This window comes from Gordonibacter sp. RACS_AR68, from assembly GCF_030418485.1.
Taxonomy (GTDB): domain Bacteria; phylum Actinomycetota; class Coriobacteriia; order Coriobacteriales; family Eggerthellaceae; genus Gordonibacter; species Gordonibacter urolithinfaciens.
This window is the reverse complement of the sequence record NZ_JAIPUP010000001.1, coordinates 409,831-423,507: the sequence shown is the minus strand read 5'-3', so window position 1 is coordinate 423,507 and position 13,677 is coordinate 409,831. Positions and strand designations below refer to the sequence as shown.

At 64.8% G+C, this 13,677-nt stretch carries 9 protein-coding genes and 4 tRNA genes; 2 read left to right on the top strand and 11 right to left on the bottom strand.

The genetic code is table 11. From position 1 onward, the window contains the following. Positions 1 to 6: 6 nt before the first annotated feature. The 7 genes from K9U15_RS01785 to K9U15_RS01755 all read right to left on the bottom strand — a co-directional run bounded on the left by K9U15_RS01785 (position 7) and on the right by K9U15_RS01755 (position 6,306). Positions 7 to 99 (bottom strand) — tRNA-Ser (locus K9U15_RS01785). A 58-nt stretch (positions 100 to 157) separates the two neighbouring features. Continuing rightward, a tRNA-Ser gene (locus tag K9U15_RS01780) sits at positions 158 to 248 on the bottom strand. A 65-nt stretch (positions 249 to 313) separates the two neighbouring features. Then, positions 314 to 1,150, bottom strand: a complete 837-nt coding sequence (locus K9U15_RS01775) for an ABC transporter ATP-binding protein (RefSeq protein WP_123672935.1) — start codon at positions 1,148 to 1,150, stop codon at positions 314 to 316. Positions 1,151 to 1,370: 220 nt separating this feature from the next. Beyond that, complete coding sequence (locus tag K9U15_RS01770; RefSeq protein WP_123672937.1) at positions 1,371 to 2,672, bottom strand: peptidylprolyl isomerase; 1,302 nt, start codon at positions 2,670 to 2,672, stop codon at positions 1,371 to 1,373. 218 nt (positions 2,673 to 2,890) lie between these two features. Beyond that, positions 2,891 to 4,702, bottom strand: coding sequence for a translational GTPase TypA (gene typA, locus K9U15_RS01765; protein ID WP_123672939.1), 1,812 nt, complete (start codon positions 4,700 to 4,702; stop codon positions 2,891 to 2,893). 100 nt (positions 4,703 to 4,802) lie between these two features. Then, a complete protein-coding gene (locus tag K9U15_RS01760; RefSeq protein WP_123672941.1) occupies positions 4,803 to 5,360 on the bottom strand; it encodes a J domain-containing protein in 558 nt (185 codons plus the stop codon). Positions 5,361 to 5,496: 136 nt separating this feature from the next. Then, a complete protein-coding gene (locus tag K9U15_RS01755; protein WP_301155520.1) occupies positions 5,497 to 6,306 on the bottom strand; it encodes a CPBP family intramembrane glutamic endopeptidase in 810 nt (269 codons plus the stop codon). Between the two features lie 69 nt (positions 6,307 to 6,375). On the opposite strand from K9U15_RS01755, the gene K9U15_RS01750 reads away from it, so the two are divergent. After that, positions 6,376 to 7,332, top strand: coding sequence for a TraX family protein (locus K9U15_RS01750; protein WP_301155519.1), 957 nt, complete (start codon positions 6,376 to 6,378; stop codon positions 7,330 to 7,332). A gap of 36 nt (positions 7,333 to 7,368) precedes the next feature. On the opposite strand, the gene K9U15_RS01745 is transcribed toward K9U15_RS01750, so the two are convergent. Both K9U15_RS01745 and K9U15_RS01740 read right to left on the bottom strand, forming a co-directional pair. Beyond that, positions 7,369 to 7,444 (bottom strand) — tRNA-Ala (locus tag K9U15_RS01745). Positions 7,445 to 7,571: 127 nt separating this feature from the next. After that, positions 7,572 to 7,648 (bottom strand) — tRNA-Ile (locus tag K9U15_RS01740). A 326-nt stretch (positions 7,649 to 7,974) separates the two neighbouring features. Here K9U15_RS01740 and K9U15_RS01735 point away from each other — a divergent pair. Further along, on the top strand, positions 7,975 to 8,478 hold the full coding sequence (locus tag K9U15_RS01735) for a bifunctional nuclease family protein (RefSeq protein ID WP_087191160.1): 504 nt from the start codon (positions 7,975 to 7,977) through the stop codon (positions 8,476 to 8,478). 84 nt (positions 8,479 to 8,562) lie between these two features. Here the strand turns inward: K9U15_RS01735 and K9U15_RS01730 are convergent, their stop codons facing one another. Both K9U15_RS01730 and gyrA read right to left on the bottom strand, forming a co-directional pair. Beyond that, on the bottom strand, positions 8,563 to 10,284 hold the full coding sequence (locus K9U15_RS01730) for an MATE family efflux transporter (RefSeq protein ID WP_301155518.1): 1,722 nt from the start codon (positions 10,282 to 10,284) through the stop codon (positions 8,563 to 8,565). 604 nt (positions 10,285 to 10,888) lie between these two features. After that, a complete protein-coding gene (gene gyrA, locus K9U15_RS01725; RefSeq protein WP_301155517.1) occupies positions 10,889 to 13,666 on the bottom strand; it encodes a DNA gyrase subunit A in 2,778 nt (925 codons plus the stop codon). Positions 13,667 to 13,677: the final 11 nt, after the last annotated feature.

Here is a 13,677-nt window from a genome sequence, read left to right as displayed (position 1 = left end):
GAAAACTGGCGGAGGAGGAGGGATTCGAACCCTCGTTACCCGGGTTACGGGTAAAACGGTTTTCGAGACCGCCGCATTCAACCACTCTGCCACCCCTCCGCGTGGGGTGCGGGGCTAGGCCCCATATGGAACGCGCCTCGCAGGCGCGGGTGTAAGCTGGCGGAGAGATAGGGATTCGAACCCTAGGTACTCTTTTGGAGCACACACGATTTCCAATCGTGCACCTTCGGCCTCTCGGTCATCTCTCCGCTCGTCCGAAACGTGCATGCTCGCGCTGGGCGCGGACGTGCAGCAGCTACGTAGTATACAACAGCTAATAGGCGCTCACAAGCGAGAAATAAGCATCCTCTTCGGCATTTTTCGCGACAGAGGGAACCGCCGTGCGCTTCACGCGCAGGGGGACGCCGAACAGCGCGCTCATAGTGTCGTCTGAGAGCAGCCGCTCCTTCGGGCCGTCGGCGAACACGGCACCGTCCTTCACGAGGACGAGGCGGACGATCTCGGGGATGACGTCCTCGGGATAGTGCGTCACCAGCACGATGGACTTCCCCGCCTGGGCCAGCGCGCGCATGCTGCGGCGCACGTAGAACATGCCCTCGGGATCGAGGCCGGTGCAGGGCTCGTCGAACACGAGGGCCTCGGGATCGTGCACGAGCGCACGGGCGATGAGAGCGCGGCGCGCCTGGCCGGTAGAGAGCGTCATGGCGTCGCGGGCGGCGAGGTCGGCGACGCCGAGCAGCCCCATGGTGGCGAGCGCCCGGTCGCGGGCGCCATCGGCATCGGCGGCGGCAACGGCCTGCGGGATGCCGAGGGCGCCGAACAGGCCGCCGGCCACGATGTCCACGACCGGCAGGTGCACCGTCATCTGCTCCTGCATGGTAGACGACACCACGCCCAGGCTGCGCTTGACTTCGGCGAGCGTTGCGCGATCACGGCCCTTGAAGAACACGGGGGGCTCGTCGCGGTGCAGCGGCAGCATCTCGCGCGTGACGAGCTTCACGAACGTCGACTTGCCCGAACCGTTCGGCCCGAGCAGGGCGATGTTCTCGCCGCACGCAAGCTCGAACGCGTCGACCGTCAGGATGGCGCGTCCGGCTCGGCGCACCACAGCGTTGCGCAGCTGGAGGAAGGGAGGCGGGTTGAGGCTCATGTTCGTTTAATCGCTCCTGTTCAGTGGAAGTGTTTCACGTGAAACACTTCCGAAGTGGCCGGGCGCGGTTGTGCGGCAACGCAATCGGAGGGGCGCTTGAAGCGGAAAGGCCGCGGATACCCCAAGAGGAAGACAAAAGCAGGAAAGAGAAACGGCGGACACCCCGCAGGATGCCCGCCGTTCGTAATCGTCTGCGCATCTGCACCGTGCGGTCGTACCGCTAAGCCGCCTCGGCAGGCTGCTGGTTCGCGCTGTCGCCGCCTTCTGCAGGCTGGTCGCCGGCCGCGTTGTCGGCAGAGCCGTCGGCGCTACCCGTCGCATCGCCCCCATCCGCAGCATCGGCCGCGCCGCCGTTGTCGGCGGAGCCGTCCGCCGTGCCCTCGGCACTGCCGTCGGCATTCTCGCCGGCAGCGTTCTGCTCGGCGCCCGTCGACCCCTCGGCCGGCGTGTACTTCGACATGTCGACGGCGTAGGGCAGGCCCTCCGGCATCGGGTTGATCTGGATGTCGGCGTTCTCCTTGTACTCGTTGAACCACTCCTGAACCGCCGTGCTCTGGTTCTGCTGCTTGAGGGATTCCTTCACGCTGTCCAAGAACTCGACGGGAATCTGGTCGAGGCTCGTGAGCTCGACGGTCTCGGTGCCATCCTCGCCGACTACCTTCGGCGCGTTGAACACGTCGGTGCACTTGATGATATGGATGCCGTACTGGCTCGTGACCAAGCCGCTGACCTGATCCTTCTCAAGGCCGCCCAGCGCGTCGGTGTATTCGGTCACGAAGCTGTTCAGCTTGTCCCAACCCACGTCGCCGCCCTTCGCCGCGCTGCCGCCGGTACCTTCCGCGTTGTCCTTGGAGTACTGCTTGGCAGCCTCGGCGAAGTCCAGCTGGCCGCTGTTGATCTGGTCGAGCACGCTTTGGGCCGTGGCCTCGTCGCCGCTGTCGAACAGGATGTGCGAGGAGCGCTTCGCTCCGTCGTAGGCGGAGGCGTACATCTGCGCGTACTTCAGCAGGTCCTCTTGGCTGGGCTCCTCGTCGGAGGCGAACGACTCGGTCAGCTTCTTCTGCAAGAGCTGGCTCTCAACGTTCTCGCGGTACTTCTCCTCGGTGAAGCCGGCCTGCTCGAGGGCGGCCTTCCACTTCTCGTCGTCCTCGTAGTTCGACTTCGTCTTGCTCACGATGTCGTCGATCTCGGAGCTCTCGACGCTGATGTTCTTCTCCTTAGCGCCCTGCTTGATGAGTTCCTGCTGAGCGAATGAATCGATCATCTCCTCGCGGACGGACTCGGGCGTCATGGCGTTGTCAGCAAGCCACTGGCCCCAGGTGTCGGTATCGGTCATGCTCATTTGGGAGCGGATGCTCTCGACCATGCCCGTGACTTCGTCCTCGGGAATCTCCGTGCCGTTGACCGTGGCCGCCACGCCGCCGGTAGCGGAGGCACCGCCCGCACAGGCCGCCAGGCTCCATACGCACGTGGCTGCCAACCCGGCAACGCACACGGCCTTCATGATGTTAGCAGTCTTCATAGAACCCTTCCCTCGAACATGCCGGCTGCCGCAGCTGCCGTGCATGATGTAAGTTACTGATCGGTATTTTCGCACACGCGGCAATTGCCCCCTTAGCGATGCACAATATGCCCACTTTCGCTTCACGAAGCGTGGACGGGGCCTTATGCGAAGAGGCACCCCCTACGCCAACGTGGAGGTGCCTCTTGTCGAAGCGCATGCAAACCTGCGGAAACCTGCTAGTTCTTGTTGGCCTTCTTGCGCTCGATGGAGCTTAGGATGCGCTTGCGCAGGCGGATGCTCTGGGGGGTGACCTCCACCAGCTCGTCATCCTCGATGTACTCCAGCGCCTCTTCCAGCGTGAACGTCTGCGGCGGCGTGAGCTGGATGGCCTTGTCGGCGCCGCTCGAGCGCTGGTTGCCCAGCTGCTTGGACTTCGCGATGTTGACGACCATGTCGCCTTCCTTCGCGCTCTCGCCCACGATCATGCCCTCGTAGCAATCCTCGCCCGGGCCAACGAACAGCTTGCCGCGCTCCTGCAGCGTGTCCAGCGCGTAGGCGACCGATTTCTCGGTGGACATGCTGATCATGGAGCCGTTCTTGCGGCCGTTGAAGTCTCCGCGGTAGGCGCCGTACTCGCTGAAGTGGTGGAACATGGTGGCCTCGCCGCGGGTCACGTTCAGAAGGCGCGTGCGCAGGCCCATGGTGCCGCGCGTGGGAATCTTGAACACGAGGTGCGTCTGGTCGCCGCGCTGGAACATGTCGGCCATCTCGCCGCCGGCGCTGCCGAACACCTCGATGGCCTTGCCCGCGTACTCGCTGGGCACGTCGACCGTGGCCTCCTCGATGGGCTCGAGCTTGCGGCCCTGCTCGTCCTTCTTGATGAGCACGCGCGGGCGGCCCACCTGGAACTCGAAGCCCTCGCGGCGCATGGTCTCCATGAGTACGGACAAGTGCAGCACGCCGCGGCCGGCCACTTCTACGCCGGACTTGTCCTCCAGTTCCTCGATGCGCATGGAGATGTTGCTCTCCGCCTCGCGCATGAGGCGCTCCTTCAGCTGGCGCGCGCCCACGATGTCGCCCTCGCGGCCGATGAGCGGGCTGGTGGACGCCTCGAACACGACGGCCATCGTGGGCTCCTCCACCTCGATGGGGTCGAGGCGCACCGGGTTCTCGCGGCTCGTGACCATGTCGCCGATGTCGGCGTCCTCCACGCCCACCACGGCCACGATGTCGCCCGCGTGCACTTCCTGCTGCTTCTTTTTGCCCAGCTCCTCGAACGTGAACACGTCTTTGATGACGGTGTTGTAGCGCGTGTTGTCGTTCTTGATGACCAGCGCCTGCTCGTTCTTGTGGATGGTGCCGCTGAACAGGCGGCCCACGCCGATGCGGCCGACGAAGCTGGAGTGGTCGACCGTGCAGATCTGCAGCGCCACCGGGCCGTTCGGCTCGCAGTCGGGTGCGGGGATCTCCTTGAGGATGGTGTCGAGCAGCGGAAGCATGTCCATGTTGTCGTCGTCCGGGGCGTAACGCGCATAGCCGTTCACGGCGCTGGCGTAGATGATGGGGAAGTCGAGCTGCTCGTCGGATGCCTCGAGCTCAACCATGAGGTCGAACACCTCGTCCACCACTTCCTCGGGACGGGCGCCGGGACGGTCGATCTTGTTCACCACGAGCACGATGCGCAGGCCGAGCGACAGCGCATGCTTCAGCACGAAGCGCGTCTGGGGCATGGGGCCCTCGAACGCGTCCACGATGAGCAAGGCGCCGTCGGCCATGTTGAGCACGCGCTCCACCTCGCCGCCGAAGTCGGCGTGGCCCGGCGTGTCGATGACGTTGATCTTCACGCCGTTGTAGGTGACGGAGATGTTCTTCGACAGGATGGTGATGCCGCGCTCGCGCTCCTGGTCGTTGCTGTCGAGCACGCGCTCGTCCACCTGCTGGTTCTCGCGGAACACGCCGCTCGTGTACAGCAGCCGGTCCACGAGCGTGGTCTTGCCGTGGTCGACGTGGGCGATGATGGCGATGTTACGGAGGTTCTCTTGTTTCACGCTGTTCCTTCTTCTCTCGGTATCGGTTGCGCAGCTCGGGGCCGCGGTGGTTCCCTTGCAGGTGCGCCGGGTGCCGGCGCGAGGCGGAAAGGCGGCGGGGCTACTCCAAGTCCTCCAGCTCGCTTTCCAGGCGGCGCTGCTCGGCCTTGAGCTCGTCGATATGCTCGTTGAGCGTGCCGATGGTGCGCTGGGCGCCGACAGCCTGGATGATGCCCCACACCACGGCCGTCACACCTGCCGTGGCCAGGATGAGCAGCGGCCCCGGCTTGCGGAACAGGATGGCCACCACTGCGCCGACACCCGCCATGACCAGCCCGTTGCGGCGCTCGTCGTACACGACGTCGCGCTGGTGCACCAGCTGCGTGCGCGCCGCGGCAATACCGGCGAGGCGCGCCTCGGCCTGGCCGCCCGGCCCATAGGCGCGCGTTGCGGAAGCGGTGCGGCCGGCCTTCGTTCGCGAACCTTTTCCGCTGGTCAGGTATTCGTATGCCTCTTGGAGGTTCTTGAACTGCTCGGTGGCGCGGTCTTGGAGCTTCTTGTTCGTGGCGAAGCGGTCGGGATGCAGGATCTGCGCCGTTTCCTTGTAAGCCGTCTTGATGTCGGCGAGGGTGGCATCCTCGTCGAGTCCCAAGATGCGCAGTGCTTCCGTCCGGTTCATAGCTCCCCGCAGGATCGTGGTGGCGCGCTGCTCGCGCGTTCGTTTGCCGAAGAAGTATAGTACCACGTCGGCATGGGGAGCCGCGGCGCGGCAAGGGGCGTCACAGAATGCACGCGGGACGAAGGCCGCAGCAGGATCAAGCCAGCCGGTCGGCTCGTGCCAAGCCGCGGAGCGCGGCGGCGGCAAGAGGAACGAATAGCGCGATCGTTCCCAGCAGAACGGCCAGGTTGGCGGGGCTGCCCGTCACATAGGTTTCCACCAGCTGCCCGCTCGTCGCGAACGACGGCAGCTCTGACAGGGCATTGAACGCCGCATGCGCGCCTGCGGCCAACCACAGGTTCCCCGACTGCGCGTACACGCCCGCCATGATGATGCCGAACAAGGCCGCCTGCACCGGTTTGCCCGCAAGCTGGACGAGGGAGACGGCATCAGCCAGCGGAGCAGCGGTTCCCGAAACATGCAGGATGCCGAAAATCGCAGCCGAAGCCGCTGCTGCGACGAGCAGCGGGCGGCAGGTTCCCGCCCTTTCCAGCGACTCCGCAAAGCTGCGGAACAGGACCCCGCGGAACAGCGCCTCCTCGAACACGCCGGTAAGAAGGCAAAGGATCAGGAACAGGGCGATATCCTCAGAACCGGGAGGCCTTATCCCGGCCGCCGCCCCTGCGAGGCCGGCCGTCGCAAACCCCGCCGCAAGGGCGATGGCCAGCACGCCGGCGCACATGAGGAAGGCGCCGCATGCGCTTCTCGGTACGGGATGCCTGCTTTTCAAGGCCGCCGGATCGAACAGCGCGAGCACCGCGAGGACAGCGGCACCGGCTGCGACCGGCTGCGCGGCAATAGCGCCCAGCGAGCCGCCGGGCACGACATTCAGGCACACGACGGCCAACGTACAGGAGGCGACGACGTACGTAAGGAGGTGGCGGCGGCGTAAGGCAGGAAGGCTCATGGGATGCAGTATAATCGATGCCTTGCACCGTCAGGTGCACGAAACAGCCGCGGAGACGGAGGCAAGCCGATGGCAGGCAGCGAACGAGGGGCAGCATGTGCCGGAACCGGCGGGTTGTCGTCGTTCGCGCTCAAGGCGGTTGCCATCGTCGGCATGACTGCGAACCACGCGGGCTACCTCTTCGCCAACGAGCTTCCTTTCTGGGCGTCGTGCGTACTCATCGGATTGGGCGGCCTCACGTTTCCCACCATGGCCTTCCTGCTGGTCGAAGGATACCGCCGCACGTCCAACGTCAAGCGGTACGCGTTCCGGCTCGGGGTGTTCGCGCTGGTATCCCAGATTCCCTATGGCCTGTTCCTCGCCGACAACGGCAACGTGCTGTTCACGCTGCTCATAGGCCTGGGCGTGCTGTACGCCGACGAGCATGTGCACAGCCGTGGTGCGTTCTGGGCAATAGCCGCAGCAGGGGCGCTGGCCAGCCTGGCCTGCGACTGGGGCTTTATCGGCGTGGTCATGATCGTGCTGTTCAAGAAGCTGGGCGCCGGCCCGTGTCCAAAGGGCGGTGCACAGCCGGCAGAGGCTCCCACATCGAAGGCCTCGCCTGCAGGCGCTGCGACGGACAATGCCGAGAAGGCGTCCGCCGCCGTCTCGGCTGCCGGACCCGGCACCCCGCTTGCCGCTGCGCCCGACGCGAGTGCAAGCTCCTCCCCGGTCGCCCACGGCGCCGACGACGCCGTGCCCGCCCTGCTGCGCACTCCGCTCGGCGCCGTGGCCGCCCCGGTCCTGCTGGTTGCCATCGCCGACGGCCTTCCCCTGCTCGGAGAGCTCGCGAGCTCCGTTACCGGGAGCGGAGACTGGTCGTTGCTCCCCTTCGTCCTCTACCCGCTCGTAGGCTGCCCCGCAACCATCCCGCTGCTCTACGCTTATCGCGGCCGCCGCGGGCTTCCCATGAAATGGTTCTTCTACGCCTACTACCCGGTCCATATTGCTGTGCTGGGCGTAGTGCACCTGCTGCTGTTCGGTTGAGGAAAAAAGAAACGGCCTCGCGGCCGTTGGATGATATGGTGGAGCATAGGGGGATCGAACCCCTGACCTACGGCTTGCAAAGCCGTCGCTCTCCCAGCTGAGCTAATGCCCCGTTCTGTTTCGTCTCGCGCCTGCCGCCTTGGAACGAGCCTCGGCGAAGGGAAACGGCACTTTCTTCGGAAAATAATAAACGCTCCACCGGCTAACTCGGCTCACGGTGGAGCGTTTATCGCAAAAAATGGTGGGCCCGAATGGATTTGAACCAGCGACCTCACGCTTATCAGGCGTGCGCTCTAACCAACTGAGCTACGGGCCCGTAAAAAAGTGCCTGGATACTGTAACCCAGAATCAACTGTTTGGTCAAGCGATTTTCAAAAGGAATTTCAAAAGGTTTCCCTGACGACGCTTTCGAGCATCCTTCCCGCAAAGCCGAGAGGAGCGACGGTCTGTCGCGCCGTCCGCCCTGCACTGACTATCGAAACATCGCGATCGACACGGGGACCGACGACGGCTCGCGGACAGTTTGCCACAGGCCCGTCACACGAGAAAAACGCCTTCCTCGCGAACCGTCCCGGCCTCAAGGGAGCGGTATAATCGGGATCAAGCGACGTACCGGCGAACCCGAGGCAACGAGGAGCTGCGATGAAACCCGTCAACGTGCAAACCCTGATCGTGTCGGCTGCGCCGGCGCCCTCCATTCTCGTATTGCAGCCGATAGAGGAACCGTCGCAGCCCGGAAAGTACCGCATCGTGCCCATCTGGGTTGGCATGAACGAGGCCACTCAACTGGGGATAGCCCTTGAGAAGGCCCGTTTGACGCGGCCTATGACGCACGACCTGTTCCTCGATGCGCTCACGAACCTCGATGCGCGCGTAGACCACGTGGTCATCAACGACGTGAAGGGCGCCATGTTCTTCGCACGCCTCACGCTCAAACAGCACGACCGCCTGATCGACCTGGATGCGCGCCCGTCCGATGCCATCGCCCTCGCGCTGCGCCAGCAGGCTCCCATCTTCATCGAGGAGGACGTGCTCGAGCGGGCGTCGTTCCCCTATGTGTTCAAGAACGCGCCGGACGCGGAAGACGAGCTCGCCGATTTCCGCACGTTCCTGGAAGAGCTGGCCCCGGAGGACTTCGAAGGATAAACCCAGCACCTGCCTGCCTAACTGCTGCCCTGAAGGGGCGAGCGGCGGCAGTTCGGCGGTAGGCGGGGCCCGAGAAAGCCCCGCCTACCAGAACGACGAGGCGATGTCGTCGAGAACGGACGCCGTGTTGCTGCCGTCGAACGCTGTGGTCACCACGAACGAGGGGGCGTTCACCCCCACGATCTCGCCCTGCTTCACCCGTGTCGGCGCAAAAGGGCCGAATGTCGGCTCGGTCGGCGGCAGTTCAGGCTTCTCCAGGGCCGCAGACGCACGCGCGCCGCCCTCATCGATGCCGGTCGACGCCGGATGTCCCCGACGCGAGCCCGCATGCTCCCTTTCGCTCCCTTGGGCGGAGCCGGGCACCCGCCGCTTCCAGCCTCCACGCGCGAACGTGACGATGAGGAAGCCGGCGCGCAGCCATTCGTCGATGCACATCGCTATCCACATGCCCACGAGGCCCCAGCCCCAGCAGATACCCAACAGCCAGCCGCCGCCCACCGCGAACACCCACGAGAACGCCACGTTCACCGTCACCGGCGTGCGCACGTCGCCGAGCGCGATGAGGGCGCGCACCATCACAATGTTCAGGCTGCGGCCTATTCCCAAGAACACCTCCACCAGCATGATCTGCCGGCCCAGCTCGTGCACGACCGGGTCGGCGGTGAGCAGACCCACCACGGCGTCGAAGTTCCACCACAGCGTGAGCGACACGGCCGTGGTGAGCACGGCCGCTATGAGGTCGGCCATCCACACGCGCCGGCGCACGATGTCGAACTTGCCGGCGCCGAACAGGTAGCCCAGCACGATCTGCGTCGCCTGCGAAAGCGCGATGGAATACAGATAGGCAATGCTCGCCAGCATGGAGCAGTACACCTTCACCGTGACCACCGTCGTACCCAGCACGTTGATGAACGACAGGATGACGATCTGCGCCAGGTCGTAGTTCATCTGCTCGCCCGACGAGGGAATGCCCACGCCCAGCATGTTCTTGAGCGTCTTTTTCGGGAACGGACGCAGCAGCCGCGGCGACGGGCGCACGTCGGTGTGGCGCAGCAGCAGGAACGCCGCCAACCCCAGGCCCACGACGCGTGCCGCCACGTTGGCGGCTGCGGTGCCCTCCACGCCGAGCGCCGGCACGCCGCCCAGGTCGTTCACCAGCACGATACCCACGCCGACGTTCACCGCGTTCATGGCCAGGCTGGCGCCCATGACGTCGCCCACGCGCGCGAAGCTGCGCAGAAGAGCCGTGATGGCGAAGAACGCACCTTGCAAGATGGTGGTGGAGCCCACGATAAGCAGGAACGAGGAGCCCATGCCCCACAGCGTGGCGTCGATGTGCAGCCACCCGAAGAACTGCGGCCAGAACGTGAACAGCACCGCCGTCATGAGCGCGCCCAGGGCCATGTTCACCACGAGCGCAACGGTGGCGATCTCCGATATCGTGCGCTTGGACGAGGCGTTCCCCAGCACGCGCGTGACCAGCACGGTGGACGCCGTTCCCATGGCTGACAACGCGATGGTGATGATGTTGAGTATCTGCAGCGCGTTGCCCACGGCGGCGGCCGGGTCGGTGCCGTGCGGGGCCAGCATCATCTGGTTCACGTTGCCTACCATGATCTGCATGAACAGCTCGATGAACAGCGGTACGGACAGCACGAACACGTCGGCCGACGAGGTCTTCTCGGCCGGCGCCCGGCCGGCGCGGGCCCTCCGCGCCTCTCCGGCGCGGCGCCGTGCGCCCTGCGCGTGCCCCCAGGCTCCCTGTGCGCACCCGCGCGCCCCCTGGGCCAATGCGGTTATGGACATGGGCTTCTCCGCCCCCTTTCATCACGTTGCGCCGCCCCTTCGGCGGACGCGCTTGCGATCACGAGGCGTGCAGTATACGGCACGTCAACATCCGCGTTACGGACGGGCGTCCCATCCACGAAGTCCGCATTCATGAGTACGAACGTTCGCTAATTCACGAAGCTAGAAAATTTATTTGTTGATTGAATTAATAACCAAATGTTTCACGTGAAACATTTCGCCAGAAGACGAAAGTGAGGCGGGGAACGAGAAATCGAGACTGGATCAGCGAGGAGCCTCTCAAGCGAAAAGAGGATCGAGGAAACGAGCGAAGAAACAAAACAGATGAAAATATGGGTCGCGAGCTAGATTATGAACAGATAGCGAATACTCGAAAATTGAATCGCGTTATTAGGAGGACGAACCGATAAAAGGAATGAAAAAACGATTTGGAAGGGAGAGGATGGCCAAGGGAAAGAGGAACGGGAGCGACAGCGTAATCGAGCAACGGAGGAAACTGTCGGGCAAGTACGACTGACGGGCCCTTTCGGGCCCGTCAGTCGGGTCGGCGCCTGCAAGCGCGGAGAGCGCGGCTGCAGATCGCCGGAAGCTCGATCGTTCGGCTTTAAGCCTCGTCGATCTCGTTCTCGGCGAGGTCGCCTTCCTCGGACTCCTCTTCCAGAAGGTCGATCTGCGACTCGTCCTCGGCTCCGGGCTTCTCGCCGGCGGGGCGCTTCTTCTTGGCGCGGCTCGAGATGGCCACAGCCGTCACGCGGTCGCCGTCGCCCACCTTCATCACGCAGACGCCCTGCGTGGAGCGGCCGAGCTCGGAGATGCCGGACACTGGGGTGCGCACGACCACGCCCTCCTCGGACATGATCATGATCTCCTCGTCGGGCGCCACGATCTTCATGGCGGCCAAGAGGCCCTTCTTCTCCGTCATCGTGATGGTGAACACGCCCTGGCCGCCGCGATGGTGGTCGGGGTAGTCGCTCACCGGGGTGCGCTTGCCGAAGCCCTTCTCGGTGATGACGAACAGCTCGGTGCCGGGCTTGGCTATCTCCATGCCCAGCACGCGGGCGATGGGCGGCACGTTCATGCCGCGGACGCCCATGGTGTCGCGACCCATGCCGCGCACCTCGCCCTCGTCCCACTTGATGGCCTTTCCGGCGCTCGACACCATGATGACCTTCTCGCCGGGAGCGACGCGCTTCACCGAGATAAGCTCGTCATTGTCCTTCAGGTTGATGGCGATGAGGCCGTCGCGGCGCGTGCGGTCGTACAGCTCCATGGACGTCTTCTTCACCATGCCATGAGACGTGGCGAACATGAGGAACTCGTCGGATGGGAAGTCCTTCGTGGCGATGACGGCGGAGATGGTCTCCCCCTTCGCCAGCGGCAGCAGGTTCACGATGGCCGTGCCGCGCGCATGGCGCGACGCCTCGGGCAGTTCGTACACTTTCAGGCGGTACACCTTGCCGGCCGTGGAGAAGAACAGCATGTAGGCATGGGTCGACGCCACGAACAGGTGCTCCACGTAGTCGTTGTCCTTCAGGTTCACGCCCTGCATGCCCTTGCCGCCGCGCTTCTGCTGTCGGTACGTGGCCACGGGCAGGCGCTTCACGTAGCCGGCCTTCGTCACCGTCACCACCATGTTCTCGTCGGCGATGAGGTCCTCCACGTCGATGTCCTTGGCGTCGGCCGAGAGCAGCGTCTTGCGCGGCGTGCCGAACTTCTTCTTGATCTCCTGCAGCTCGTCCTTGATGATCTGGCGCACGAGCATCATGTCGCCCAGGACGCGCTTGTAGTAGTCGATCTTCTCGCGCAGGGCGGCCAGCTCGTCCTCGATCTTGCCGCGCTCCAGGCCGGTCAGGCGGCGCAGCTTCATCTCCAGGATGGCGTCGGTCTGCTTCTTCGACAGGCCGAAGCGCTCGGTGAGGCGGGAAGCAGCCTCGGCGTCGGTCTGCGAGGAGCGGATGATGCTGATGACCTCGTCGATGTTGTCGAGCGCGACCACCAAGCCCTCGAGGATATGCGCGCGCTCCTCGGCCTTCGCCAGCTCGTAGCGCGTCCGGCGCACGATGACGTCTTCCTGGTGCGCGATGTAGTAGTGCAGCATCTCCTTGAGCGAGAGCACGCGCGGCACGCCGTCCACGAGCGACAGCATGATGGCGCCGAAGCCCACCTGCAGCTGCGTGTGCTTGTACAGCTTGTTGAGCACCACTTGGGGTATGGCGTTCTGCTTGAGGTCGATGATGATATCGATGCCGTGGCGGTCGGCGCCGTCGTGGATGTTCGATATCTCGGGCAGCTTCTTGTCACGCACGAGCTCGCCGAGCTTCTCCAGCAGGCGCTGGCGGTTCACCATGTAGGGGATTTCCTTCACGATGATGGAGCTGCGGCCGTTCTTCTTCTCCTCCACCTCGCAGCGGGCGCGCACGGTGAGCGAGCCGCGGCCCGTCTCGTAGGCGTCGATGATACCCTTCTTGCCCATGATGATGCCGCCCGTGGGGAAGTCGGGGCCGGGGAGCGCCTTCATGAGCTCCTCGGTGGTGACGTCGGGGTTGTCGAGCATGAGGCACGTGGCGTCGATGGTCTCGCGCAGGTTGTGCGGCGGAATGTTCGTGGCCATGCCCACGGCGATGCCCTGCGAGCCGTTCACCAGCAGGTTCGGGAAGCGGGCCGGCAGCACGACGGGCTCTTCCAAGCTCTCGTCGTAGTTCGGCTGGAAATCGACCGTCTCCTTGTCGAGGTCGGAAAGTAACTCCATGGCCGCCTTGTCGAGGCGCGCCTCGGTATAGCGCATGGCGGCCGCGCCGTCGCCGTCGATGGATCCGAAGTTGCCGTGGCCGTCGATCAGGGGCACGCGCATGGAGAACGGCTGCGCGAGGCGCACCATGGTGTCGTACACCGCCGAGTCGCCGTGCGGGTGGTACTTGCCGATGACGTCGCCCACGGTACGGGCCGACTTCATGTGCGGGCGCGAGGGCGTGTAGCCGCTCTCGTTCATGGCGTAGAGGATGCGGCGATGGACCGGCTTCAGGCCGTCGCGCACGTCCGGCAGGGCGCGGGCGACGATGACGCTCATGGAGTATTCCAGGAACGACGTCTGCATCTCCTTGCCCAGATACGCCGTGCGCACGATGGTGCCGTTGCCGCCGTTGGCGCCCTCCACGATCTCGCCATGGGCGTTCGGCAGGTCGTCCTTGATGAGCGCCTTCGCGCGCATCTCGTCGGAGATCACCGAGCCGGGGCCGCGCGGGGCGTCGTCGTCCTCCTCGGCATCCTCGGCATCGGCGAGGGCGCCTTCCAGGTCGTCCTCTTCCCCGTCGCCGTTCGCCGCGTCGAAGTCCTCCTCCGCGCGGTTCAGGAACTCGTCGAAAGAATCGTTGTTGTCTGCCACTTAGATTCTCC

What these genes read in the sequence shown, in the direction of transcription:
- K9U15_RS01760 (WP_123672941.1), bottom strand. Translation starts at nt 5,360, where the DNA reads ATGAACCGGACGGAAGCACTGCGCATCTTGGGACTCGACGAGGATGCC.
- K9U15_RS01735 (WP_087191160.1), top strand. Translation starts at nt 7,975, where the DNA reads ATGAAACCCGTCAACGTGCAAACCCTGATCGTGTCGGCTGCGCCGGCG.
- K9U15_RS01730 (WP_301155518.1), bottom strand. Translation starts at nt 10,284, where the DNA reads ATGTCCATAACCGCATTGGCCCAGGGGGCGCGCGGGTGCGCACAGGGA.
- K9U15_RS01750 (WP_301155519.1), top strand. Translation starts at nt 6,376, where the DNA reads ATGGCAGGCAGCGAACGAGGGGCAGCATGTGCCGGAACCGGCGGGTTG.
- K9U15_RS01755 (WP_301155520.1), bottom strand. Translation starts at nt 6,306, where the DNA reads ATGAGCCTTCCTGCCTTACGCCGCCGCCACCTCCTTACGTACGTCGTC.
- K9U15_RS01770 (WP_123672937.1), bottom strand. Translation starts at nt 2,672, where the DNA reads ATGAAGACTGCTAACATCATGAAGGCCGTGTGCGTTGCCGGGTTGGCA.
- K9U15_RS01775 (WP_123672935.1), bottom strand. Translation starts at nt 1,150, where the DNA reads ATGAGCCTCAACCCGCCTCCCTTCCTCCAGCTGCGCAACGCTGTGGTG.